Source organism: Pseudomonas alloputida (assembly GCF_021283545.2).
Taxonomy (GTDB): Bacteria; Pseudomonadota; Gammaproteobacteria; order Pseudomonadales; family Pseudomonadaceae; genus Aquipseudomonas; species Aquipseudomonas alloputida.
This window is the reverse complement of the sequence record NZ_CP128540.1, coordinates 2309600-2333212: the sequence shown is the minus strand read 5'-3', so window position 1 is coordinate 2333212 and position 23613 is coordinate 2309600. Positions and strand designations below refer to the sequence as shown.

The following is a 23613-nucleotide window of genomic DNA, read 5'->3' as shown; positions in this document are numbered from 1 at the left end:
TGGGCAGTCACGCTCAAGGCAAAATACATGCAGCTCGTATGATTAAAACCTTATTATCATACGAACTGAATGTAAATACTCGACGGGGAACGTCCTTATTCAGCCGCCCTGCCCCGTGACGCCTTGCGTGTCCCGAGCACTCGTTCGCCGTTAAGCGAGAGTTGAAAGGTGTGAGCGATGAGGCCCGCAGGCCAGTCGCCACGAACGTCACTTCAGTCAGCGCACAATTGAGAGCTTGCTTGAACCACCAAAGCCAACGGCCAAGAACCCTATGCATGGCTTCGCCACGTACTGGAGGACTTGCCGCATGCCGCGAAGGTTGAGGATTACGAATCGCTATTGCCGTGGAAGTGAAAGTCGGGGAAGCCACGGTAAACCAAGCCCTGACCTTGCGGCAGGAAGGGAACGTGGATCGGTTAAGAAACGCAAAAAGCCTTGAATAATCAGGGCTTTCCTCATGCCTCTGGCCCATTGGGCCGGCGCGCTCCGCTTACCATTTGACACCAAGATTCAATGACGTGAACCGTCGCATATGTCGCAGATCACGCGCATGGGCTGGCCCTGCGTTGGCGAACCCTGCGATGACATTGTAGGGACTTTTCTTTCACCCAATTTTCACGACACCTAGGCAACACTCATCCTATCCCTACGTGTGATAGAAGCTCCCATTAGCCCGCCTAGCAGCGGGCTTTCTTTTGCCTAGAATTCGGCCGTTTGTCTTCTGAGTTGTCCGTTCAGCAGGCCCAGGCTGTCCCTTGAGGACACTAGCTAGAGCCACTCTCATGCCACAACTCATCAGATTTATAACCCTTCCCCTGGCCTGTAGTCTTCTGTGGGCTTGCTCTGCTCCTGAGACGAAGTCGCCTGTGGAGACGCCTGGCAGGCCCGAAACCGCAAAGACTCAGTTGCTGGAAGCCGGCGCCGCGACCTTGCAGGCCAAGCCGCCCATTGAGGCCATCAACGCCTACCTGGATGGCTTCCACTTTTACAACGGACATCCTGATGTGCAGATGGAAGCGCATCACTACTGCTCCATCCTGAATGAGGATGTCATCCAGTGCGTCATCTTCGACGGTAATACCAAGGAAGCGAAGATCATGGGTGTCGAGTACATCATCGACGAAAAGCTGTTTGCTGGTCTGCCGGCCAACGAGAAGGCGATGTGGCACAGCCACGGCTATGAAGTCTCGTCCGGTCAGTTGGTTGCACCAGGCATACCCGCGACTGCTGAGCATGCGCTGATGGAGCGGCTTGCCCATACCTACGGGAAGACATGGCACACGTGGCACACCGACCAAGATAAAGCTCTTCCTGTGGGCGTTCCGCAGTTGATGATGGGGTTCACAATGGATGGCCAGGCTGACCCGGCGATGGTCGAGCAGCGCAATCGCCGTCTGGGGGTGGATGCGGCAAAAACCAAAGCTCAGCGGGCTGACATTCAAATCCCTGCGGCTGATCCCAAGGCGGATGGTTGGCAACACGGCAACGTTATTCAGATCACCGATCCAACAGGTGTTCATCTGCATCGGCCCGCCACGTCGATATCTGAGAAAGCGAACAGCCGTTCCAGCCAATAGCACCTGGGACAGTTGCATGTAGCTATGCCCCTGGCGTGCCTCTCCTGGGACGGCTGTCGTAAACCGCAGCCTGGCAAAGCCAAGCTACGGCCCTTTAAGGCTTCCATCCTCACGCTCTGGCCCATCCTTGGGCCGGCGCGCTCCGCTTGCCATCATCCAGCAGCGGGCTGGGCAAGCTAGCCTCATGTCAAAGTGAACGTTTAGCACACCGCGCCACTCCATCTACCGCACCGTGTTTCGCGAACAGCACGGCAACGGAAGGATACTCATCAACATCCATGGAGAGGAAAGCTGTGAGCGTCACACTGAGATGTCTCAAATGCGGTGGGCAAGACCTTGTGACACCAATAAAGTTGAACAAAAAGGCCATCCTCACGTGCCGAAGGTGTGGCGCAACTGCCAATTATGGCGATCTGATGCAGGCAGAAGGCAGACGGCTTATCGCCGACATCCGGCAGCGTTTGCCCCTCTTGGAAGTAAGTTAGCCGCGCTCAGATCCCCACACCTAGCTATGCCATTGCAACGGTCTTTATCACACGATACGTTGCGTATTACGATCTTTCGCGCACCCGGTCAGCTAGCACGAAAGTAAAGGGAGCATCCCGCACTCTCCCAGCATCCGAAGAAAACACAGGCTCTCTGTGTGAACACACGAGGTGCGAGATCATGGCTAACGATCAAGAGAAAGCTGGTCAGCAAGGCGGCACCGCTCAAAACAACCCTGGCAATTTTGCCAATGATCCACAACGGGCGTCTGAAGCAGGCCAGAAAGGCGGTCAAATGTCCGGAGGGAGACCTGAGGATCAGCAAACTGGGCATGGCAGCGGCAGTAACCGTCAGGAAGATGATCCTCAGCGTGCCGGTGGTGCATCCCAACGGGGTGGCCAAGGAGGCCATTCCACCGGTATTAAAACTGACCGGGAGAAAGGTATGGACGATGAGTCGCAAGCTATTCAGGACGAAGACAGCGGAATGGCGGAAGACAACCGCTGAGCAAATAGCCAGGGAGAGGGATAACCCTGGCTTCCCCAACATCTTCGAAGCCACCATTCGAGGAATGACGGAATGACCGGCTAAGGAAACAGTACAGTTTCCCAATTGATAGCCGAAAAAATCCCGCGCAGAAAGCGCAGGCCGCTTAGAGAGCAACAACCGCCCGGATTAGTGGAAGCGGCGTAAGCGTCCGGCGAACTCACCTTGCGTAAGTCAGGCCGGCACCCACTGATGCGGCAGCAACTGTCCGATCTCACTGGCCCGTTGGGTCGGCAGCCGCGTCAGCACATCTTTGAGATAGGCATACGGATCATGCCCATTCATGCGCGCCGACTGGATCAAACTCATGATTGCCGCAGCCCGCTTACCGCTGCGCAGGGATCCCGCAAATAACCAGTTCGAGCGCCCGAGTGCCCATGGCCGTATCTGGTTTTCGACCTGGTTGTTGTCGATGGGCACAGCCCCATCATCCAGGTAGCGCGTCAGCGCTACCCAGCGTTTCAGGCTGTAATCGAGGGCTTTGGCCGTGGCTGATCCATTGGGCACCAGGTCTCGCTGAGCCAACATCCAGTCATGCAGTTTTTTGAGGATCGGCACCGCCAATTCTTGTCGTATTCGCCAGCGCTCTTCATCACTCATGTCCCGCGCCTGACGTTCGACCTCGTACAAGCCGCTGATCGAGTGCAGGGCCTGTTCAGCCAGCTGACTTTTGTTCGCCACGTGCAAATCAAAGAACTTGCGCCGGGCGTGGGCCATGCAGCCGATTTCAGTGATGCCTTGTTCGAAACCGGCTTTGTAGCCAGCGAAGTCGTCGCAGACCAACTTGCCGTTCCAGTCACCCAGGAAGTTGCGCGCATGTTCGCCAGCACGGCTTGGGCTGAAGTCGTAAACCACCGCTTTGAGCCCTGAAAACGGCGTCGTGCTGTACGCCCAGACATAGGCCCGGTGGGTTTTCTTCTCGCCTGGCGCAAGCATTTGCACCGGTGTCTCATCAGCGTGGATCACGCCCTGATTCAGCACGGCTTCACGCAGTGCATCGACCAGTGGCTGAAGCCGCACGCCGGTTTGTCCGACCCACTGCGCCAGGGTCGAGCGAGCAATTGCCAGCCCGGCACGGCCAAAGATTTTCTCCTGCCGGTACAGCGGCAAGTGATCGGCAAACTTGGCCACCATCACGTGGGCCAACAAACCTGTGGTCGGGATACCTTTGTCGATAACCTGGGCTGGCACCGGGGCCTGGATCAGGGTTTCGCACTGGCGACAGGCCCATTTGCCCCGCACATGTTGCTCGACGGTAAACACGCCCGGCGTGTAATCCAGCTTCTCGCTGACGTCTTCGCCGATGCGTTGAAGTTGGCAGCCACAGACGCACTGGGTGTTTTCGGGTTCGTGACGAATCACCGTGCGTGGAAACTGCGGCGGCAAAGGCGCACGTTTCGGGGATTGTCGTGGTTCGGCCTGTGGCGCATCTGGGAGAAGCTGTTTTAGCTCGGCCTCGATAGCTTCAAGGTCTGTGTCGAGCAGGTCATCCAGCAAGTTGCTTTGCGCCGGGCTGATTTGCTCGCTGCGCTTGGCAAACTTGTGCCGTTTGAGCAGGGCGATTTCGAACTTGAACTGTTCGATGAGGATTTCATCGTTCTGAATCTTCCTGCTCATCGCCTCGACCTGGGATTGCAATTGCAACGCCTGTGCCGCCAAGGCACGAAGCTGTTCCGGGGTCATCTGGTCGAGGTTGGGCGAGAAAGTCATGCCGCCGATTGTGCCAGAGCAGGCGCGGGGCGACGACAAGTAGACCGGCCAAATGGCCGGCGTTTACAGCATGCTAATCACACCGCCTGCACCGACGCGCTGCCACGGCAGGCCCAGCACCAACGCCTGGAGTTGTTCGCTGTCGAGTTCGACCTCGCAGCCGTGGCGAATGCCGGGCCAGTGGAACTTGCCTTGGTTCAGTCGACGCGCTGCCAGCCAGACACCGACGCCATCGTGCACCAGCACTTTCATCCGGTTAGCCCGGCGATTGGCGAACAGATAAGCGCAGTGCGGCTTCGCCGCACCGAACACCGCAATCACCCGGGCTAATGCTGTCTCGGTGCCAGCGCGCATGTCCATCGGCTCGGTGGCCAGCCAGATGGCATCGATGCGGATCATTGAGCGAAAGCCCGAATAAATTGCGCACAACCCTCGGGATCCGAGGCTGGCCATTTCACCGTGATCACTTGCCCGGCCACGGGCAACTCGATGATCACTGACGCTTCGACTGGCCGTTTAGGTGCGGCTTTTAGCGGGACGAAAGCTGGTAGTGAAGCCGCTGCGGGCAGATCTCGATAGAGCGGCAGCCATTTGCGGATGACGTTGGCATTGATGCCGTGGTTGATGGCGACACTGGACACGGTTGCGCCAGGTTGCAGGCATTCCTGAACGACCTGGGCTTTGAACGGTTTCGGATAAGAGCTTCGTTGGCGCATGGAAATCCTGGCGATAAGGGTGATCGCGTCCGCTTAAAAATACGCGGACACCATCGCCCTTAATGCTGGAGTTCGGAAGGTGAGTTCGCCGGACGCTTACGAAGCGGCTGGAATCATGCTGAGAGGTTGGTGCAACGACCCGACAGGCCATTCACCGAGCGGAGTGAACTTCCAGATGCAGGTATGGCCTTCCGTTCATACCGGAGGAACCGTCATGAGCCAATCGAAAGAACTGCACTCCACGGTCATTTGCCTGCAAGCCGACAAAGTCTTGCTGGTGCGCAAGGAAGCCTCCGAGTGGTCACTGCCAGGCGGAAAAATCGATCCTGGAGAGACCCAGCTAGAAGCAGCCCGTCGAGAGCTCTGTGAAGAAACCGGCATGCAACTGACGGATGCTCAGTTCCTCGGACACAGCGTGCTCCAATCGGAAGAGCACTGGCTCTATCGCATGAACGTGCCAATGTCAGTACAGCCGCACCCCTCACACGAGATCGTGGAGTGTCGCTGGTTCTCAGCTCCCGAACTCGAGCAGGTTACCGTCAAACCTACAAACACCGAATTGCTGAGGCGAGAAGGTTTCCTAGCTGTCAACGGTAGGCGCTTCCAGTCGGACTGAAGCCATCAGGACAGAATGACCTGAAAGGTCGTCCCCCCTTCAACGCCAGACTCGACCTCTATCCTGCCACCATGGCTGGCGACTATTTCCGATGCGATGAATAGCCCCAACCCTAACCCAGCGGCTGAGCCCTTTTCTTCTGCCGCGTAGCTTGAATATCTGCCCTCTGGCTTGAACAGATAGGGCATCACATCGCTGGGAATCGGCTCTCCGGAATTGTGCACGCTGAAGCGCGGAACTCCGGCTTCGCTGAAGAAAGTGACCTGGATCGGTAGCGTCGAGTCACCATGGAGCAGGGCATTGCCAATCAAATTGGAGAAGACCTGAGCCATGCGATCAGGATCAAACTGACCGGTGATCTGTACGGATTCGTTCAAAATAATGTTCGCCCAAGGGGAACCCGCGCGCAGTTCCTCGATGACCGAGCGACAGATCGGGTTCAGCTCCACCTGCTGCAGGTGCACCGGGATACCTGTTCCCAAATTACAGCGCGCCAGATCCAGAAGGTCGTTCACCATATTGTTGGCCCGGCGAGCGCTGTTACAAACCTGAGCGGCGAGCAGTTTTACCTTCTCACCTGACTCATCCTGTCGCAGGATTAGATCACCAGCCATGAGTACCGCACCCAATGGCGAACGCAGATCATGGCCAAGCACAGCCAGTACCATTTTTCGAGTTGATTCCACTGCTGCGCCATAGGCTGCAATGGATTCAACCATGGCTTGGTCTATTGCCTCGTTGAAGCGGATCATGTCCTGAACATGCTCTGCGTCTCGGAGCGTCTCTTTTGCCAGCCAGAGCGATAGAACACTCGAGCGCAGCGCTCGGTACTCAGAGACCAATTGATCCATCGAAAAGCCCGCTATCAAACGAGTAATGGCATGGGTCTGAGCCGCCGTATCGCTGCTCATTAGAGGGCCTCTGCCTTGCGCCTTCTCAGACTGCTGATGCGCAGTCTGAGCAGTACGCATATCAGCGGCAACGGTGCGCAGAATCTTCTCAGAGTGATTCCTGAGGCCGGCTGAATCCTGAGTGGGTAAGTCCGTCTTGACCGAACGTGCGAAATCCTCCCAAGCCTGGAGAATGCTTCCCATATCACTCTCAATGAAGTCGTACAGGCGCATTACGGTTTCCCACCATCCACACGTACCAAGCGTTCAGCCTAGCCCATTGAGTCATCAGGGCAAAGAAACCACTTCGTCATCCTCTGTCAGCGCTTTGGAACGCGTTGTTATATGCCAGGTCTGTAGAGGTAGGGCGGGAGGCTAACTATGCGACACCAGGTGTTGGTAGTAGAGGACGATGAGGTTCTTCGGTGGTTGATGACCGAGGCCGTCACGCACCTCGGTCACACCGTCACTGATTGCGCCAGTGCGGACGATGCCTTGGCCATCTTGGAGAAAATTCCAGACCTTTCCCTAGTCATTACTGACATACAGATGCCCGGGCACATCGATGGTCTCGAATTAGCCAAAGCCATCTGGTGGGAGCATCCTGAGTTGCCAGTGATCATCGTCTCAGGTCATGTCGTCTTTTCGCCCAGCTCCCTACCTGCCAATGCGCGCTTCATTAAAAAGCCCTGCACCTTGGACTCGCTCAGCCGCGCCATGCAAGAGCTGCTACCCACCCGGTGAGGATCGGGACATGTCGCCATCTGGCGCCAACTCGTAACCTAGCGCCAATCAAAACTGCTTCCCCCACCACTGAAGCGTTTGGTCTGAACTTTGCCACCCCAAAAGACTTCCCCTGCATACCCCACGGTTTTTTTGCAGGAGCAAGACTATGAGAGCAGTCTCCTACCACGGTGCTAACGATGTGCGGGTCGATTCTGTCCCAGACCCCATCCTCCAAGACGCAGACGACATCATCTTAAGGGTGACGGCCACCGCCATCTGCGGATCCGACCTCCACCTCTATCGAGGCAAGATCCCGGAAACAGAGCAAGGCGACATCTTCGGCCACGAGTTCATGGGCATCGTGGAAGAGGTTGGCAGGGACGTGACGACCCTGCAGGTTGGCGACCGAGTGGTGATTCCTTTTGTCATCGCTTGTGGAAGTTGCTTTTTCTGCCAGCATGATCTCTTCGCTGCCTGTGAAACCACCAATACCGGGCGCGGATCGATCATCAACAAAAAGGGCATACCACCAGGCGCAGCGCTGTTCGGATACAGCCATCTGTATGGAGGGATCCCTGGAGGCCAAGCTGATTACGTTAGGGTGCCCAAAGGCAATGTCGGGCCATTCAAAGTCCCGACGACCCTCGCGGATGACAAAGTGCTGTTCCTATCCGACATCCTTCCCACCGCTTGGCAAGCGGTCATCAATGCCGAGATTGGCGAAGGCTCATCGGTAGCGATCTATGGCGCGGGGCCAGTGGGGCTGTTGAGTGCCGCCTGCGCACGGATGCTGGGCGCGCACACCGTCTTCATGGTGGATGACAACGACTACCGGCTGGCCTATGCCCAGGAAGCCTATGGCGTCATCCCGATCAACTTCGAAAAGGATGATGATCCTGCCGACAGCATCATTCGCCAGACACCGGGTATGCGTGGCGTGGACGCGGTCATCGATGCGGTCGGGTTTGAAGCCAAAGGCAGCACCACGGAAACCGTGATGACGGCCTTGAAACTGGAGGGTAGCAGCGGCAAGGCCCTGCGCCAGAGCATCGCGGCTGTGCGACGTGGCGGCGTAGTCAGCGTGCCCGGCGTCTATGCAGGGTTCATTCACGGCTTCATGTTCGGTGATGCCTTCGACAAAGGCCTGACCTTCAAGATGGGTCAGACCCATGTTCAAAAATACCTTCCCGAACTGCTGGAGCACATCGAAGCAGGGCGCCTGCAACCGGAACTGATCGTTACTCACCGCTTAGCCCTAGAAGAGGCGGCCATGGGCTACAAAATGTTCGATCAAAAGCAGGATAACTGCCGCAAGGTCATCCTCGTGCCAGGTGCTGCACCCGGCACCTTGGGCCCTGACCACCTCTAGAGGAGGAATGATCATGAACGGTCTCGCCAGTTACTTCTGGATTGCCGTAGCGGCAATTCTTCTGCTCATCGACCTGTGGGCCATCGTCAGCGTGTTCCGGAGCGACAAGACCGATGCCGTGAAAGCGGCCTGGGCTCTCCTGATCGTGGCCCTACCGCTTGTTGGCCTGGGGATATGGGGCGTTGCTGGCCCGCGAGGCATCAAGCGAGGCACTGGGCCCACTTCCGACGAGCACAGCAAAGGCTGATATTCCAGGCCCCACCTATAGAGGTTTGCATAATGGTCGATCAAGCGACAGGTATGAAATCAGGTGAGCGCTACAGGGTTGAGAACGTGGAGCGAGCGCATCAGTTTCCAGGCTTCTTTCAAGACGGGAAATATTATCTAGGCCCCGAGCTTCTCACCGCCGTGGGATGGCTCGAAGGTACACGCTTCATCTACGACAGCCTGGATGCTGAAGGTGAACCCGTGTTTCCAAACAAAGAGGCAGGTACGGTCGAAGGGCTGACGTTGACCCTGGTCGATGGCACCGCCCTTGAGCTCTCTCTGGTCGAGGCCGACGAAATCATCGCACCCTTCGAACACCGTAGCAGCGGCACAGAGCAAGAAGCTCCCCGTAGGGGATATCCCGTCAGGGGGCCGCTGCGTGGCAAAGTTGTGGTAATCACAGGGGCATCCAGCGGCATAGGCCGCGCCGCCGCGCACGCCTTTGCCTGCAAAGGCGCACGCTTGGTGCTCGCAGCCCGCGATGAAGAAGCATTATTTGACGTTCTGGATGAATGCACCGATTGTGGTACGGATGCCATAGCGGTCACCACCGACGTCACCCACAGCGACCAGGTTCAAGCGCTGGCCGCCCAGGCCTCAGCGTTTGGCCATGGACGGATCGATATCTGGGTCAACAACGCCGGAGTTGGTGCGGTTGGGAACTTTGAGGATACCCCGCTGGAAGCTCACGAACAGGTTATCCAGACCGATCTGATTGGATACCTGCGAGGCGCCTACGTCGCCCTTCCCTTCTTCAAAGCGCAAGGTAGCGGCATTTTGATCAACACACTGTCGCTGGGCAGCTGGGTGGCCCAGCCCTATGCAGCGGCTTATTCGGCGAGCAAGTTCGGTTTGCGTGGACTGACCGAGGCCCTGCGAGGGGAGCTGACCAAGTTTCCAAACATCCATGTTTGCGACATCTATCCAGCTGTCATGGACACACCCGGCTTCCGAGACGGCGGCAACTACACCGGGCATGCGCTGACACCGCCAAGCCCCATCTACGATCCCGAACGGGTAGCCAAGACAATGGTAGCCTGTGCAATTTCACCTCGAGCTCACACAACGGTCGGGACTGCTGCTCGCCTCGCACACTTGGCCAGCTACCTAGTACCAGGAATAGCTTTGTTGTCTGGATGGGTAACGCGGTGGGGGATAAATCGCAGTCCCATAGCCGAAACCTCATCGGGCAACCTGTTTGAGCCTCCAAGTGACAGAAGGAGTATCGACGGAGGGTGGAGGAAACCTAAAGCTAAAACGCCCCTGCTAATAGGCGCAGCGGCGCTTGGAATCATCGCAGGGTTAACAATCGCCTGTTCCCGACGCAGGAAACACTAGAAAGGCAACATCTATCGGGGTATGGACGGAGCTTCTCGCAAGACTACGTCCATGCCTACTACGCTGCGGCGAGGGTCAGATGTCCGGCTATTAAAGAAGCCGGCGGCAAGGAAGAGGCGAAAAAGTACTACGAGGCCAAGGAAGAGCATCGCGCTGTCGACGCCCTCGTCATCCCTGACCTCCTGCACACTGAAACCGGCTCCGTTGAGTTTGCCGGTCGGGTCAAAGTCATGAAAGAGCTGCTGGAGCACCACATCGAGGAAGAAGAAGGCGAACTCTTCCCGACGGCCAAAAAGCTTCTTGGCAAGGACGTGCTGGAACAGCTTGGGCAAACCATGGAAGCCCAGAAAAAGATGCTCAAGGGCGAGCAGCGGGCCGCCTGACAAGGCCATTCCCTGCCAGTGCCACGGCTGGCAGGGATCCGCTTCAGATGTCGAACAAGCAACAGCCTTCTTCTGCTCATGAACCAGGCACGCCTTCCAACCTCACCTTGGTTGCCCAGGCTCCTTCTCGTATTATCAGCCCTCCCCACCTGGAATGATTGTCGTGAAGCCGTCACCTGGAAGTGCCCAGTCGATCCCTGCAAATGCCAACGGCCCGAAATGGGATGTCGGCGAAGCTGTCAGCCAACTATCCTGGGACGACTTGCGGATCATCAAAACGCTGAGTGATTGCAGCAACCGCGCCGCTACGGCCAAGAAGCTCGGCATCAATGTGTCCACCGTATCGCGCCGGGTCGCGCAAGTTGAGAAGACGCTTGGGGTCGCGCTTTTCGATCATCGCAAGGCGGGGTATCTGCTGACTGCCGAAGGCGTCGAGCTGCGTGCGCTGGCCGAGCGCGTTGAGCTGGACATCGTCAGTGTCACCCGCAGGGTGTCCCGCGCCGGCCAGGGCCCCTTGGGAAAGCTGCGAATCACTACCAGCGACTCGCTGCTGTTGTGCTTTCTCACGCCGATCATCGCGGACTTCAAAGCCCTCAATGAGGGGATTACCATCGAGGTGTTGGTCGGCAACCAGACGTTGAGTTTGGCAAGGGACGAGTCGGATATTGCGGTACGCGCGACCAAAAAACCAACGGACACCCTCGTGGGCCGCAAGCTCGCCAACATCGCGTGGGCGGCATATGGCAGCGTCAAGCAGGCGGCGATTACCGATCCCTTCGCTGAGGGTCAGGCATGGGTATCCTACTCGGGAGGCTTGTGCGGTTTGAAGGCAACAAGCTACGTCGAATGTCGGGTGCCCTCGGAGCTTATTTCTTACCGCACTGATTCCGTGGCGGCAGCAAGTGCCGCTATTGCGGCGGGCCTGGGTTTTGGTTTCCTCCCCTGCATGCTGGGCGACATTACCCCCGGATTGGTTCGAGCCGGCCCAGTGGTGCAGGAGCTTCAGGATGAGTTGTGGCTGCTCACCCACCAGGACATCAGAAAGTCCTGGCGGGTAAAAGCATTCATGACGTTCTGCGCGGCTGCCGTGGCCGACCTCAAACCTTTGGTCGAAGGTCAGCAGGCCATCCCTGCTTCCTAGTTGAAATCGGAGGCGCCGTTCATTTGGCTTGGGTGCCGATCACAGCACGACACACGATCTCGATCAGCTGGGGACGCTGTGCGAGCCGCGATACACCGATGATATTACTGGCCGCCTGCGGGCGCTCGGTGCCATAGGCCGCTTTGCGCACCTTACCGACTACGGCGAAGGCTGCGTCCATGTCCAACACATACAGCGTCTCCTCAACGACATCCTGCATCGTGGCGCCATACAAGGCCAACAACTTGGCAATGTTGTCGTAGGAAACCCGCATCTGTTCGCCCATTGACGAGAAATCGCTCGGACGACCGTCAGCATTCAGTGGCGCCGGCGCTACCAGGTTGCCCTCTTCGTCATGGTTGAACTGCCCCGAGATGAAGATCTCGTTGCCAACTCGCCGCGCTTGCGGATAGCCGTAGCCCTCTTCCCATGAAACGCCCCAGTAAGCAGTGTCGTCGTTGAAAGGTCGTGAAGCGGCCATTGGATTCTCCTTGGCGAAAAATGGATCGACGTGATCCGACTGGCCGAAATCCTAGCACCGGATTGGACGCTACCAATGGCGCATTAAAGCGCCTCCAAGAGCGCAAAATTGCGCCACCGATTCGCTGAGTGTTTCGCTATCTTGGGCTGGCACTCGGCGACGACCCGCCGAAAAACTCTCGCCACCGTTCAGCAAAAGGGAAGAACAATGAGCAATCCACACACTGAAGTCCTGACCCCGCTCAACAGCCAACTGATCTTCATCGATCAGCAACCGCAAATGGCTTTTGGCGTGCAGAGCATTGACCGGCAGACGCTGAAGAACAACACGGTAGGTTTGGCCAAAGCAGCCAGGATCTTCAATGTGCCGACCGTCTTCACCACGGTCGAAACCGAGAGTTTCTCCGGGCATACCTACCCCGAGCTGCTCGCGGTCTTCCCTGATGCGCCATTGCTTGAGCGCACCTCCATGAACTCCTGGGACGACCAGAAGGTTCGAGACGCGCTGAAGAAGAATGGTCGGAACAAGATCATCGTTTCGGGCTTGTGGACAGAGGTCTGCAACACCACCTTCGCGCTGTCCGCCATGCACGATGCAGGCTATGAGATCTATATGGTTGCCGACGCTTCCGGGGGCACGACCAAGGAGGCTCACGACTACGCCATGCAGCGCATGATCCAGGCGGGCGTGGTGCCAGTTACCTGGCAGCAGGTGCTACTGGAGTGGCAGCGCGACTGGAAAAACCGCGACACCTACGATGCTGTCATGGCGCTGGTCAAAGAGCATTCGGGCGCCTACGGCATGGGCGTCGACTACGCCTATACCATGGTGCACAAAGCGCCAGAGCGCGTTCAGCACGGCCCCACCTTGGCACCCGTGCCCGCATCGATCTGATGCCTGATCAGCCGCAAAGTTGGTTCCTGATCAACAAGCGGGGCTGGATCGAGCTGATCCGGGGTAGAGAATCGAGACGGAGTGTTCTGAGGCCTCGGGAGAGGCTTCAGCGACCCGTGCTGCCCGGATCTACCCTCTTCAGATTTTTCAGGATGAATTGGCCCCATGAACAGTGCTAACGGCATCGTTATAGCCACCGTTGCGATTCAGTCGACTGGGCGGCTCAAACCCTGGCAGGTCGCAACGGCCAAGCAGATGATGTTGGAGGCATATCGGTCACAGCATGCGGAAATGAACAGAGAAATGCGGGCGTGATCCGTATGACAAGGGTAGAAAATCGGAGCCCCAAAAACGCAAAAAGCCCTGAATAATCAGGGCTTTGAATATGGCGGAAGCGTAGTCATTCGAAGTGTGTTTCCACTCCCGACCACCGGCATCCAAAACCCGACGCCCGGCCGCTCTAGAACGGTATATTGCGGGTAACCTAAATGTTGCCACAGTCTTCTAGCTTCCGCCCAGTTCCGTCTGTTTCCAGGCTGTGAGTGGGGGACCAACTGGGGGACCAGATTCAGAGATCGGAGGTCACCACCATGCCCAAGCTCACCGCGAAATTGATAGAAAACCTCAAGGACTATGGCAAGTACGATGATGGCGATGGCCTGCGCCTTGTCATTCGAAAGTCTGGAAAAGCGTGGGTGCTGCGCTACCAGCTTGCAGGCAAGCGCAAGGAAATCGGCTTGGGCCCCTACCCTCACTATGGGTTGAAGGAGGCGCGCTCCCGCGCCGACACTCACAGAGCATTGATTCGGGAGGGTATCGACCCTTTGACACATAAGGCTGATGCACTCCAGCAAGCTGAAGCTGCTCGGATTGCTCGGGATCTGAACCTTGAAAACACCTTCCGCGCTTGTGCCGTGGACTACATCGAAGCCCATAGAGCTGGCTGGAAAAACGCAAAACACGCGCAACAATGGGTCAACACTCTTACCACGTATGCATTTCCCTTTATCGGAGAAAAGCCAGTCGACGAAGTTGAAACAGACGATATCCTGAAGATTCTGAATCCGATATGGACCGCTAAGCCTGAGACAGCGGCCAGGGTCAGAAACCGGCTAGAACTTGTTCTCGATGCTGCCAAAGCACGCCGGCTGCGCACGGGTGAAAACTCCGCTCGCTGGCGAGGTCACTTGGACAAGCTTCTGCCTAGAAGAAGGCTGGCAGACCGTGGTAATCATCCCGCTCTACCTTGGGAGCAATTACCAGCCTTCATGGCAGAACTAGAGCAATCCTGGGACCTTAGTTCAACTGCGGTGAAGTTAACCGTGCTGTGCGCTTTGCGCACAAGCGAAGTGATAGGTGGGTATTGGGAAGAGGTTGATCTGGACGAAGAAATTTGGACTATTCCGGCTTCCCGGATGAAAGCCGGGCGCCAGCATCGAGTACCGTTATCTAAAGCCGCCCTGCATACGCTCAGGTGCCTGAAGGCGGAAAGCAAAAGTGGGTTGCTTTTCCCGGGGCGGAGCATTGGTCGACCGCTCTCGAACATGGCAATGCTACAAAAAATACGCGGTATGGATGAGAAGTCCTTAGCCAACGACGGACCAGGCTGGCGCAACGAAGCGGGTGAAGTCATCACCATGCATGGTTTCCGATCAAGCTTCAGAGACTGGGCTGCCGAGACAACTAACTTCGCCAATATCGTCCCTGAAATGGCCTTGGCGCATAAAATCAGTAATGCGACTGAAGCAGCGTATCGACGAGGCGATCTGCTCGAAAAACGAAAACAGCTTATGGAGGAATGGGCTCGCTATGCACTGTCAGGTTGCAAAGCAACCTGACCAAGGCAAGGTGCTGGCTGAACTGAATTAAAGGATGAAATACAGTCTCGAACTCAGGCAGACATCATTGGCATCTTTGTGCGCCACCAAGCTTCCCTACGCAACTGCCCCACCCCCAACGCAATCTGGAGTACCTTTCGGCGCTCCCGCGCTAGAATCTGGAGATTGCAGGTAACTCATGAACGTCCGCTATCGACCCAGGCTGTGTGAAAACGCAGTAAACACGTCGAAAACTGAGAGTCGCGCGGATTGCCTGTGGAATTAGCAGGCGAGAGCGTGAATAGCCCTACCCAGCGAAGTAGACATTTGTAGTGCTATATGGGCCGCGTCAGCGGCCCATATAGCTGTTTGCGGGCCAGCAAGCGGCGGGGTTTACGCCCTGATTGCCTCAAGTAGCCCTGCGATGCCGAAGATGCTCATCATCCGTTTGAGGTTGTAGGCGAGCACGTGAAGGCTCATCTCAGTGCTTACCCTCGGCAGGGTTCTGGTCAGGAAGTGGGTACTTCCCATCCAGAATTTGAGCGTGCCAAAGGGATGCTCCACCGTCTGCCGGCGAACCTTCATCTTCCCTGGATCTTGCTCCAATCGGATTTGCACTCTCTCGACTACTTCTTCATGCTCCCAGCGCTTGAGTCGCCGCTCTTTACCGGTCGTACACTGCTTCTGCATGGAGCAGCTCTGGCATCCTGAAAACCAATAGCAGTGCAGTAACATGCCGTCCTCCATCGAGGAATGCCGGCGCGTCAGCAACTGGCCCGCAGGGCATCGATATTCGTCCGATGCAGCCATGTAGGTGAAGTCCTGCTTGCCGAATCGGCCTTCCGCTTTGCTGCTCGATGTCAGGGGTTTCGGTACAAAGGTGGTGATACCCGCCTGCTCGCAAGCAAGGACTTCCGGGCCTTTGTAATAGCTTCGATCAGCGACCACTGTCAGCGCCTCAGCACCGATTTCTTCACGTGCCTGGTTAGCCATATTGCTCAGTTGCCCGCGATCATTACCAACGTTGGTCACCTCATGGGCAATGATCAGATGGTGCTTGTCGTCGACTGCTGTTTGTACGTTGTACCCAACTGTGCCGGAGCCTCGGCCGCTTGTGGCCATTGAGCGGGCATCTGGATCGGTAAGAGAGATTTGCTGATCGGGACTGGCGTGAAGCTGCGCCTCAATGTCCTTCAGTTTTTGCATCTGCTGTTTCAGCTTTTCGACTTTGTCTTTCAATCGCTCAGTCTTGGCCTCGGCCACTTCCGGCGCTGCCCGATCGGCTGAATCCATTGCCGCTAGATAGCGGTCGATGCTCTGCTCGATCTGCTGCATGCGCGCCTTCACCTTGCCTTGAGTGAAATTGCGGTCGCGGTTATTCACGGCTTTGAATTTGCTGCCGTCGATGGCGATGAACGATTGGGAGAAGAGATTGAGGTTGCGGCAAAGCACGACGAACTGTCGGCCGACGCTGCGAATGGCTTTACCGTTATCTCTGCGAAAGTCGGCAGGCTTCGCAGCCAGAAGCCCTCGCCTCGCGCCATAATGCGTGGTGGCACCATGGCCGGCAGGAACGGCCGCGAGTAGGCATCGGCAAGGGCGGCGATGACCTTCGGCCAGGTGGCCAGACGGGAGACATCGGCGTCGGTCAGGAATACGGTGGACACGTTTGCCACCAGGTTGTCGAGATTTTGTACTGCGTCCATAGGGTCCTCCAGAACCGTTGTGCCAAGTCTATGAAGGGCGGCACTGACGAGCTATGCGAGAGGACCCAATACAGTTATCTATAAATTGCTGATCGCTTGAGTATTGAAAAATAGATAACTGCTTTGTAATTGCTCCGGACGCAGGTGGGCATGGGCTCAGTTATCCTCCGCGTGTACGCAAACAACACGTGGACTATCATGTTCGAAATTGATGAATTGGCCGCCTTCGAATATCGACTGGTGATCGAGATGGCTGCGGCTGCACTCGCCGCACAACGCCGCAGCGTACGGGACTTAGAACGTATGGCGCGCAAGCTCGACGACCTCTTGGGGGCGCAGATTTCAACTGAGTTCGAACGTTCCGACCTGAATTTTCGTGAAGCAATGGGAGTAGCGAGTGGCAACAGGTACTTGCTCGATGCTATATCCAGCTTCAACACTCAACATGCTTCGACGACGATCGAGACGCAACAGCATATTATCGAATATCAAGCAATTTATCAGGCCATTAGCAGTAGTGACATTGAGTTCGCCAGAGCTGCAGTACATCAGCAGCTAATAAAATGGCATAACCGCTCAAAAGACCTTTCTCAGTAGGAGAGCACTGCCCTTCCAGATCTTCGGGATGACGGGATACTAAACGCAGGGTATCTTTTGTCACTGCAAAAACACTGCATATCAGTTGATATCGCACTGCTTTGCATATTGGCAAGCGCCGCATGACCGGCGCTACATCCTGAATTACTGCTGAGTTGCATGCTCAGACAAAAAATCAACGGCGGCCGCCGACATCGCCCGCGCGCCAACGATCAGCGCTTTTTCATCGACGAAGAATTTCGGGTTGTGATTCGGTGCTGCCTTGGCCGGGTCCTGCCCGTCGGGTGTCACGCCCAGGTAGAAGTAGAGGCCGGGTACCTTGCCTGCGAAGAAGGAGAAATCTTCCGAAGCACCGACCAGAGGGGTGGTGGCGACCTTGCCATAGGCCGCACGCTTGAGCACTGGCGCCATCTGCTCGGTCAATTGCTCATTGTTCATCGTCATGTCATAGGCCGGCACGATTGATACCTTGGCCGTAGCACCGGCGCTTTCGGCTATCTTCTCGGACGTGAGCTTCACATCGTGTGCCACTTGCGCACGTACCGCCGGATCGTAGGTACGAATGGTGCCTGCCATGTCGACGCTTTCCGGCACGATGTTCGGTGCACTACCACCTTTGATCATGCCCACAGTGACCACCGCTGGCGACTGGGTGAGCTTGGTGCGGCGGCTTACCACCGTCTGCAGGCCGTTGATGACCTGTGCAGAGGCCACTACCTGGTCGACAGTGTTCCAAGGCATGCCGCCATGGCCCTGCTGGCCTATAACCTTGATGTTCAAGTCGTCACTGCTGGCGGTCGTGGCACCCGAACGCCAACTCAATTGCCCTGAAGGCCCAGGCATGACATGCACAGCGAACACCGCATCAGGCTTGAGCTTGTCGAACAGCCCTTCCTGCAGCATCAACTGCGCCCCCCAACGCCGCCCCTCTCCGCCTTTGACCAGGCTCGAGCCCTCTTCAGCCGGCTGGAAAATGAACATGACCTTGCCCGGCAGGTTGTCACGCATGCCTGCAAGGATTTGCGCAGTTGCCATCAGCATGGCGGTATGGGTGTCGTGGCCGCAGGCGTGCATCACATCCACCTGCTGGCCATGATAGGTACCCCGCGCGGTCGAGGCGAATGGCAGGCCCGCAGGCTCCTTGACCGGCAAGGCATCCATATCCGCGCGCAGGGCGACGGTAGGGCCCGATTTGCCACCTTCGAGAATTCCGACCACTCCCGTGCGCCCGATACCCGTATGGACTTCGAGGCCAAGCTTTTCAAGGTGCTCGGCGACCAGCTTGGCAGTGCGTGTTTCCTGCTCGCCGAGCTCTGGGTGCTGGTGGATGTCCCGTCGCCACTCGATCATCTGCTGCTCGACCTGGGCAGCGCCGATAAAGGCCTGCTCCTCGAGAGGGTTCGCTTGGGGGGATGCGTGGCAGGCAAACGACATCATTGCCAGGCACAATGCACTGATCGAGGTAGAGGGTCGGAACAATTTGCTAGCTGATATAGTGGAAGCCTTGATGGTTTTTCGCGTAGATAGATCAATAGGCTGAACAGAAAAAGGACGACCTCACCCTAACAATTACCTAGCTAACTATCAATATGAACGTATTCCTGAATGCTTGGTTGGATCTCGATGGCCTGTAGACACAAAGCCGTGCATGCTGGCGCAGTCCTTTGCAGAGTTCCTCGAAGGACTCGCACAGCAAGGCCTCCTTGCTTTCTATTTGATTGTAGATAGAACTGCATTTCATACCTAAAGACTGGCGGTACAAGAAACAGATGGATTCTGGAAAGCAGAAATGAAATCCACAACAGCTATTGCGACCTCAACGACTACCAATCAGCCAAGTGCAAGGTTAACTTCGCGCCACAGCACCACAAGCGCAGGGTAGTCTTTTCTTCATGTTCCTAGCGCTCCGGTGACTAGGTGTCAGCTGAAGGATAGCGCTAATAGCGGGCTGCCACGAGTCGGCGTCGGCCTGAGGTATATCCGAAATACAGCATCGCTACGCCTACCCCGCTAAGAAATATCTCAACGTGCGCATAGCCAATGACCGGCGTATAAAGCACCCCGACCAGCAACGGCCCGAGTGCGCCCAGGCCGTAGCCGACGCCTTGCACCATACTCGAAAGTTCTGCCGCAACCTGTGCGTTTGCCGAGCGCAGCACAATCATGGTGATGGCAATGGAAGTCAAGGCACCTTGCCCGATGCCTTGTACCCCGCCCCACAGCCATACCGTGTCGAGCGGCGCGGACAGGCAGCCGAGAAAACCGACCGTGGTGAGCACCACAACAACCACATTGAACCAGGATTGACTCGGCAAGCGTGTGGCTATCAGCGGCCCGAGCAGACAAGCGACCATTTGTAGCAGGATTGAACTGGAGACGATGACGCTGGACTCCAGCGGCGTCATCCCCCGTCCATTCAGAAACGGGGCGAGCCAGCCGAACACGGTAAACGAATACATCGATTGCAGCACCATGAACAGCGTGAGTTGCCAGGCTAGCGCGCAGCGCCACACCCCTCGTACGCGCGGCGCAGCCTTGGGTGCCAGCGCACTGCCCTTGGGCAGTTGGAAAAGCCAGCAGGCACAGGCTGCCGCTGCCGGCACTGACCACAGCGCCAACGCCGTCGTCCAGCCACCGCCCAAGGTGCTTTGCAGCGCCAGGGTGAACCCTGCGGCAGTCGCCGCACCGCTCAACAGCGCCATGGAGTAGAGGCCGGCCATCAGCCCGGTGATCTTGGCGAAGTCGCGTTTGATAAGCCCAGGGAGCAATACGTTGATGATGGCGATGGCGCTGCCAATGACGATCGAACCGACCACCAGGCCGCTGACGTTCCCGGCGCCACGTATCAATAGCCCTGTGGACAACGCCGCCATCAATACCAAGATCGTGCGCTCTGTGCCTATTTTGCGGGCAAGCCAGGGCGCCACGGGCGCGAACAACCCCAGGCAAAATACAGGCAGGGTGGAAATTGCACTGGTGGCGGCAGGCGTCAGGCCTAGGTCGCTGGATATATCGGCAAGCACAGCGCCGAGGCTTGGGTACGCAGTGCGGAGGTTGAAGGCTACGAAAATGATGCTGCAGGCGAAATAAAAAAGCCGCGAACCCTTGGCAATTGTGCCAGGTTGCGGCAGCCCCCGTTCATTGCGAGCGTGCGCTGTCGCGTACTCCACACATGTCCTCCTTGAACCTTGGCATGGAAAAAGTCATACGGATAAAAAAAGCCGCACAGTTTCCTGTGCGGCTTGCTCGGTTACTTCTTGATGATGTTGTGTTCTGGGCCGTATGGGAACTTGGTGATGTTTTCAGCGCCGTTTTCGTTGACGATCAGAATGTCATGCTCGCGGTAACCACCCGCACCCGGCAGCCCTTCGGGCAGCATGATCATCGGCTCGATGGACACGACCATGCCAGGTTCCAGCACGGTGTCGATGTCTTCGCGCAGCTCAAGGCCAGCTTCACGGCCGTAGTAATGGCTCAGGGTGCCGAACGAATGGCCATAACCGAAGGTGCGGTATTGCAGCAGGTCGTGCTCGAGGAAAATCTCGTTCAACTGGTGGGCAATATCGCTGCAACGCATGCCTGGCTTGATCAGCTTCAGGCCGGCCTCGTGGACCTTGACGTTGACCTCCCACAGGCGCAGGTGCTCATCGGAGCAATGGTCGAGGAACAACGTGCGCTCCAGCGCGGTGTAGTAACCGGCGATCATCGGGAAGCAGTTGAGGCTCAGAATGTCGCCCTTGTTGACCTTGCGAGAGGTTACCGGGTTATGCGCGCCATCGGTGTTGATACCAGACTGGAACCAGGTCCAGGTGTCCATCAGTTCGGAATCGGGGAAAGTGCGGGCAATTTCACGGACCATGGCCTGGGTGGCATGCAGCGCCACTTCGTACTCAGGCACCTGGTCACGCAGGGCCTCAACCACCGCAGCACCACCGATATCGGCAACGCGGGCACCGTGACGAATGATGGCGTGCTCTTCAGCCGACTTGATCATGCGCATGCGCATGCATGGCGCGGCGACGTCCACCAGCTCGGCCTGGGGATAACGGCTGGCCAATTTGTCGCGGTTGACCAGGTTCAAGTGGTCGAACTCGATCCCGATACGTCCGGCCTTGGGCAAGGCTTGTTGAATCGCGACAAAGTAGTTATCGCGCTGCCAGTCGGTGTAGATGATGTTTTCGGTGCCCACGGTACGCCGCCATGGCTGGCCACCGTCGATGTTGGCGCTGATCGACACCACGGCATCCTGAGTCACCACCAGGGCATAAGGACGGCCGAACGAGCAATACAGGAAATCGCTGTAGTAGTTGATGTTGTGATAAGACGTGAAGACAGCGGCGTCGATATTGTTCTGGGCCAGGTAGCTGCGCAACTTGGATTGACGGTTGGCGTATTCCTGGTGCGAGAACGTCGGCTTAACTTTTTCGCCGTTTTGAATCTGTATTGTTTTCGGCATTTGCATGTCTTCACTCCTTGGTAGGTGATCAGTAGAGAGGCCCTGTTTTGGGTGCCACTGGAGATCATTCGAACAGATAAAAGGCGGCCTTTTTTGCGCGAATCCGACCCCTAGATGATCAGATCCGCCTTGCTGTAAACGCCGCTATGGAAAGGACAATATTGCCCGCCACTGCCGTACAGGCCTCGCTGCGGCAAGAACAGGCAGAGGTATAGATGAGGGGGAATGAAGGAGAGGAAACGCGCGATGTCGCGCCCATTGCAGGCGCGGATCAAGATAATTATCGAGGCAGGTTCAGCTCTGGTAGCGGGTGAACACGCGCTACGGGGACAACCGGGCAACGCCGATGAATTCGGCCAATTCGCCGACATCGAGCGTGCGGCAGGTCGGTTTGGTCAGCAGCGCCAGCGATTCGCGGACACTGTCGTCGGTACACAACTGCAATTCACTGCCAAGGCACAGAATCAGCACATCGAGGGGCTTGGCCTGGCTCAGTTGCACGGTGGCCGCCACGATGCCATTGTTGGCCTTCAGCGGCTGGCCCTCAAGGCTCAGTATCTGCCATTCGCAGACCACGCAGCGGGCCACGTCGTTGGCTTGGCGCAAGGGTTCCAGCGCAGCGGCCAAGGCATAGAAATCGAACCCTTCGGCCAGCAGGAAGCCAATACGCACGGCGCTGGCCAGGTTTTCGCTGGTTTCAGTCAATTGCTGCATGTACTGCCTCCTTCGGGTCAACTGGGCGTGGGTACGTCTACAATTGTCCACGCTGCCGCCCCTGCGCAGATGTCAGATATCGACCTCTAATTGCCACGTAAAATCAGCGCCCGCGCATCGTCCCACCCGACATGCACCCTCTGCCCGCTCTTGAGCCCAAGTAGGTCGTAATCCGCGTACGGCTTCTGCACTTGCAGTTCCAGCCCGTTGGCGGCTTCCAGGTATATGTTGACCATTGACCCAATGAATTCCTCCCCCATCACGGTACACGCCAGGCGGCTGGCTGTGGTCGGTTGCGCGGCGAGGTTGATATGTTCGGCACTGATGCACAGGGTGACCTCTTCCCCTACCGCAACAGATCGGTCTTCGGGCAAGCGTGCCAGAAAGCGACCATACGCCGAGTCCAGTTGCACCAGCCCGGTGTCGTCGAAGCCAAGCACAACGCCGCCAAGCATGTTCTTGCCGCCGACGAATTCAGCGACAAAACGGTTGTGCGGTTCGAAGAAAATATCCTTGGGCGTGCCAATCTGCTCAACCCGGCCACGGCTCATGATCACCACGCGGTCAGCCATGGCGAAGGCTTCGGATTGGCTGTGGGTGACATAGACGAAGGTGATGCCAAGGTCCTTCTGCAACCCAGTCAACACCGCCTGCATGCGCACGCTCAAGTGCGCATCGAGGGCACTGAGCGGTTCGTCCAGTAGCAGTATCGGGGGCTCGGTGACCAGTGAACGCGCCAGCGCCACCCGCTGCCGTTGCCCGCCAGAAAGCATGCTTATATCACGGTTGGCAAACTCGCCCAGGTCCAGGCGCTCTAGCCAGTGCAGGGCTTTTTTGCGCCGTTCAGCTTTGCCCATGCCGCGCATGCGCAAACCGAACTCAACGTTTTCAAGCACGCTCAGAAAGGGGAACAGCGCCAGGTTCTGCCACACCAGCGGGGTGTCCCTTTGCCAGGAATACAGGTCGTTGATGCGCTCGCCGTTCAAGCGAATTTCACCGCTGCTGGGCTTGTCGAGCCCGGCAAGCATGCGCAGCGTGGTGGTTTTACCACAGCCACTGGAGCCCATGATCGCGACGAACTCGCCCTTGTAGATTTCCAGGTTCATCGGTTCGACAGCGACGTAACTGCCGAATTGTTTGGTCACGTTATCGAATACCACTAACGGTTGAGTCATGGGGAGCT

22 protein-coding genes and 2 pseudogenes are annotated in these 23613 nt (G+C 57.1%); 13 read left to right on the top strand and 11 right to left on the bottom strand.

Annotation, left to right across the window (positions count from 1 at the left end; all coding sequences use genetic code 11):
- Nucleotides 1-243: 243 nt before the first annotated feature.
- The 3 genes and pseudogenes from LU682_RS10655 to LU682_RS10645 all read left to right on the top strand — a co-directional run.
- Nucleotides 244-354: pseudogene (locus tag LU682_RS10655) on the top strand (transposase domain-containing protein); the annotation flags it as partial.
- 428 nt (nucleotides 355-782) lie between these two features.
- Entirely contained in the window at nucleotides 783-1577 is a 795-nt protein-coding gene (locus tag LU682_RS10650; RefSeq protein WP_049587738.1) for an OBAP family protein, read from the top strand.
- Between the two features lie 666 nt (nucleotides 1578-2243).
- Entirely contained in the window at nucleotides 2244-2570 is a 327-nt protein-coding gene (locus tag LU682_RS10645) for a con-10 family general stress protein (protein WP_010954779.1), read from the top strand.
- Between the two features lie 213 nt (nucleotides 2571-2783).
- Here LU682_RS10645 and tnpC read toward each other — a convergent pair whose 3' ends face one another.
- The 3 genes from tnpC to tnpA form a co-directional block, all read right to left on the bottom strand.
- A complete protein-coding gene (gene tnpC, locus LU682_RS10640) occupies nucleotides 2784-4319 on the bottom strand; it encodes an IS66 family transposase (protein WP_010954780.1) in 1536 nt (511 codons plus the stop codon).
- A 63-nt stretch (nucleotides 4320-4382) separates the two neighbouring features.
- Complete coding sequence (tnpB, locus tag LU682_RS10635; RefSeq protein ID WP_004575513.1) at nucleotides 4383-4718, bottom strand: IS66 family insertion sequence element accessory protein TnpB; 336 nt, start codon at nucleotides 4716-4718, stop codon at nucleotides 4383-4385.
- Complete coding sequence (tnpA, locus tag LU682_RS10630) at nucleotides 4715-5035, bottom strand: IS66-like element accessory protein TnpA (RefSeq protein WP_010954781.1); 321 nt, start codon at nucleotides 5033-5035, stop codon at nucleotides 4715-4717. Before tnpA ends, tnpB begins: the two co-directional genes overlap by 4 nt.
- 214 nt (nucleotides 5036-5249) lie before the next feature.
- Between tnpA and LU682_RS10625 the strand changes: the two genes are divergently transcribed.
- Nucleotides 5250-5651 carry an NUDIX domain-containing protein gene (locus tag LU682_RS10625; RefSeq protein ID WP_049587734.1) on the top strand — a complete coding sequence of 134 codons (402 nt, stop codon included), beginning with the start codon at nucleotides 5250-5252 and terminating at the stop codon, nucleotides 5649-5651.
- 5 nt (nucleotides 5652-5656) lie between these two features.
- Here LU682_RS10625 and LU682_RS10620 read toward each other — a convergent pair whose 3' ends face one another.
- On the bottom strand, nucleotides 5657-6775 hold the full coding sequence (locus LU682_RS10620; protein WP_010954783.1) for a sensor histidine kinase: 1119 nt from the start codon (nucleotides 6773-6775) through the stop codon (nucleotides 5657-5659).
- Between the two features lie 198 nt (nucleotides 6776-6973).
- On the opposite strand from LU682_RS10620, the gene LU682_RS10615 reads away from it, so the two are divergent.
- The 6 genes from LU682_RS10615 (at nucleotide 6974) to LU682_RS10590 (ending at nucleotide 11765) form a co-directional block, all read left to right on the top strand.
- Complete coding sequence (locus LU682_RS10615) at nucleotides 6974-7285, top strand: response regulator (RefSeq protein WP_232014126.1); 312 nt, start codon at nucleotides 6974-6976, stop codon at nucleotides 7283-7285.
- A gap of 148 nt (nucleotides 7286-7433) precedes the next feature.
- Nucleotides 7434-8636 (top strand): zinc-dependent alcohol dehydrogenase, encoded by a 1203-nt coding sequence (locus LU682_RS10610; RefSeq protein WP_060489923.1) that lies wholly within the window; start codon nucleotides 7434-7436, stop codon nucleotides 8634-8636.
- Between the two features lie 13 nt (nucleotides 8637-8649).
- On the top strand, nucleotides 8650-8883 hold the full coding sequence (locus LU682_RS10605; protein ID WP_010954786.1) for a PLD nuclease N-terminal domain-containing protein: 234 nt from the start codon (nucleotides 8650-8652) through the stop codon (nucleotides 8881-8883).
- A 32-nt stretch (nucleotides 8884-8915) separates the two neighbouring features.
- Complete coding sequence (locus LU682_RS10600) at nucleotides 8916-10241, top strand: SDR family oxidoreductase (RefSeq protein ID WP_010954787.1); 1326 nt, start codon at nucleotides 8916-8918, stop codon at nucleotides 10239-10241.
- A complete protein-coding gene (locus tag LU682_RS10595; protein WP_332042918.1) occupies nucleotides 10217-10624 on the top strand; it encodes a hemerythrin domain-containing protein in 408 nt (135 codons plus the stop codon). Before LU682_RS10600 ends, LU682_RS10595 begins: the two co-directional genes overlap by 25 nt.
- A 154-nt stretch (nucleotides 10625-10778) precedes the next feature.
- Nucleotides 10779-11765 (top strand): LysR family transcriptional regulator, encoded by a 987-nt coding sequence (locus LU682_RS10590; RefSeq protein ID WP_232857091.1) that lies wholly within the window; start codon nucleotides 10779-10781, stop codon nucleotides 11763-11765.
- A 19-nt stretch (nucleotides 11766-11784) separates the two neighbouring features.
- Here the strand turns inward: LU682_RS10590 and LU682_RS10585 are convergent, their stop codons facing one another.
- Entirely contained in the window at nucleotides 11785-12246 is a 462-nt protein-coding gene (locus tag LU682_RS10585) for a RidA family protein (RefSeq protein WP_010954790.1), read from the bottom strand.
- A 207-nt stretch (nucleotides 12247-12453) separates the two neighbouring features.
- On the opposite strand from LU682_RS10585, the gene LU682_RS10580 reads away from it, so the two are divergent.
- The gene (locus tag LU682_RS10580) at nucleotides 12454-13140 is read left to right on the top strand and encodes a hydrolase (protein WP_010954791.1); all 687 of its coding nucleotides are present in this window, start codon (nucleotides 12454-12456) and stop codon (nucleotides 13138-13140) included.
- A gap of 590 nt (nucleotides 13141-13730) precedes the next feature.
- Complete coding sequence (locus LU682_RS10575) at nucleotides 13731-14978, top strand: tyrosine-type recombinase/integrase (RefSeq protein ID WP_024717430.1); 1248 nt, start codon at nucleotides 13731-13733, stop codon at nucleotides 14976-14978.
- A gap of 372 nt (nucleotides 14979-15350) precedes the next feature.
- Here LU682_RS10575 and LU682_RS10570 read toward each other — a convergent pair.
- Nucleotides 15351-16466 (bottom strand): annotated as a pseudogene (locus LU682_RS10570) (IS1182 family transposase); the annotation flags it as partial.
- A gap of 395 nt (nucleotides 16467-16861) precedes the next feature.
- Here LU682_RS10570 and LU682_RS10565 point away from each other — a divergent pair.
- Nucleotides 16862-17260, top strand: coding sequence for an FCD domain-containing protein (locus LU682_RS10565; protein ID WP_161775543.1), 399 nt, complete (start codon nucleotides 16862-16864; stop codon nucleotides 17258-17260).
- A gap of 144 nt (nucleotides 17261-17404) precedes the next feature.
- On the opposite strand, the gene LU682_RS10560 is transcribed toward LU682_RS10565, so the two are convergent.
- From LU682_RS10560 to LU682_RS10540, 5 genes are all read right to left on the bottom strand, one after another.
- Nucleotides 17405-18697 carry an amidohydrolase gene (locus LU682_RS10560; protein WP_016488017.1) on the bottom strand — a complete coding sequence of 431 codons (1293 nt, stop codon included), beginning with the start codon at nucleotides 18695-18697 and terminating at the stop codon, nucleotides 17405-17407.
- A gap of 500 nt (nucleotides 18698-19197) precedes the next feature.
- Nucleotides 19198-20430: a CynX/NimT family MFS transporter gene (locus LU682_RS10555; RefSeq protein WP_016488018.1), complete on the bottom strand. Its 1233-nt coding sequence runs from the start codon at nucleotides 20428-20430 to the stop codon at nucleotides 19198-19200.
- 80 nt (nucleotides 20431-20510) lie between these two features.
- The gene (gene creA / locus LU682_RS10550; protein ID WP_016488019.1) at nucleotides 20511-21722 is read right to left on the bottom strand and encodes a creatinase; all 1212 of its coding nucleotides are present in this window, start codon (nucleotides 21720-21722) and stop codon (nucleotides 20511-20513) included.
- Between the two features lie 315 nt (nucleotides 21723-22037).
- A complete protein-coding gene (locus LU682_RS10545) occupies nucleotides 22038-22430 on the bottom strand; it encodes a type 1 glutamine amidotransferase family protein (RefSeq protein WP_016488020.1) in 393 nt (130 codons plus the stop codon).
- A gap of 86 nt (nucleotides 22431-22516) precedes the next feature.
- Nucleotides 22517-23605 (bottom strand): ABC transporter ATP-binding protein, encoded by a 1089-nt coding sequence (locus LU682_RS10540; protein WP_016488021.1) that lies wholly within the window; start codon nucleotides 23603-23605, stop codon nucleotides 22517-22519.
- Nucleotides 23606-23613: the final 8 nt, after the last annotated feature.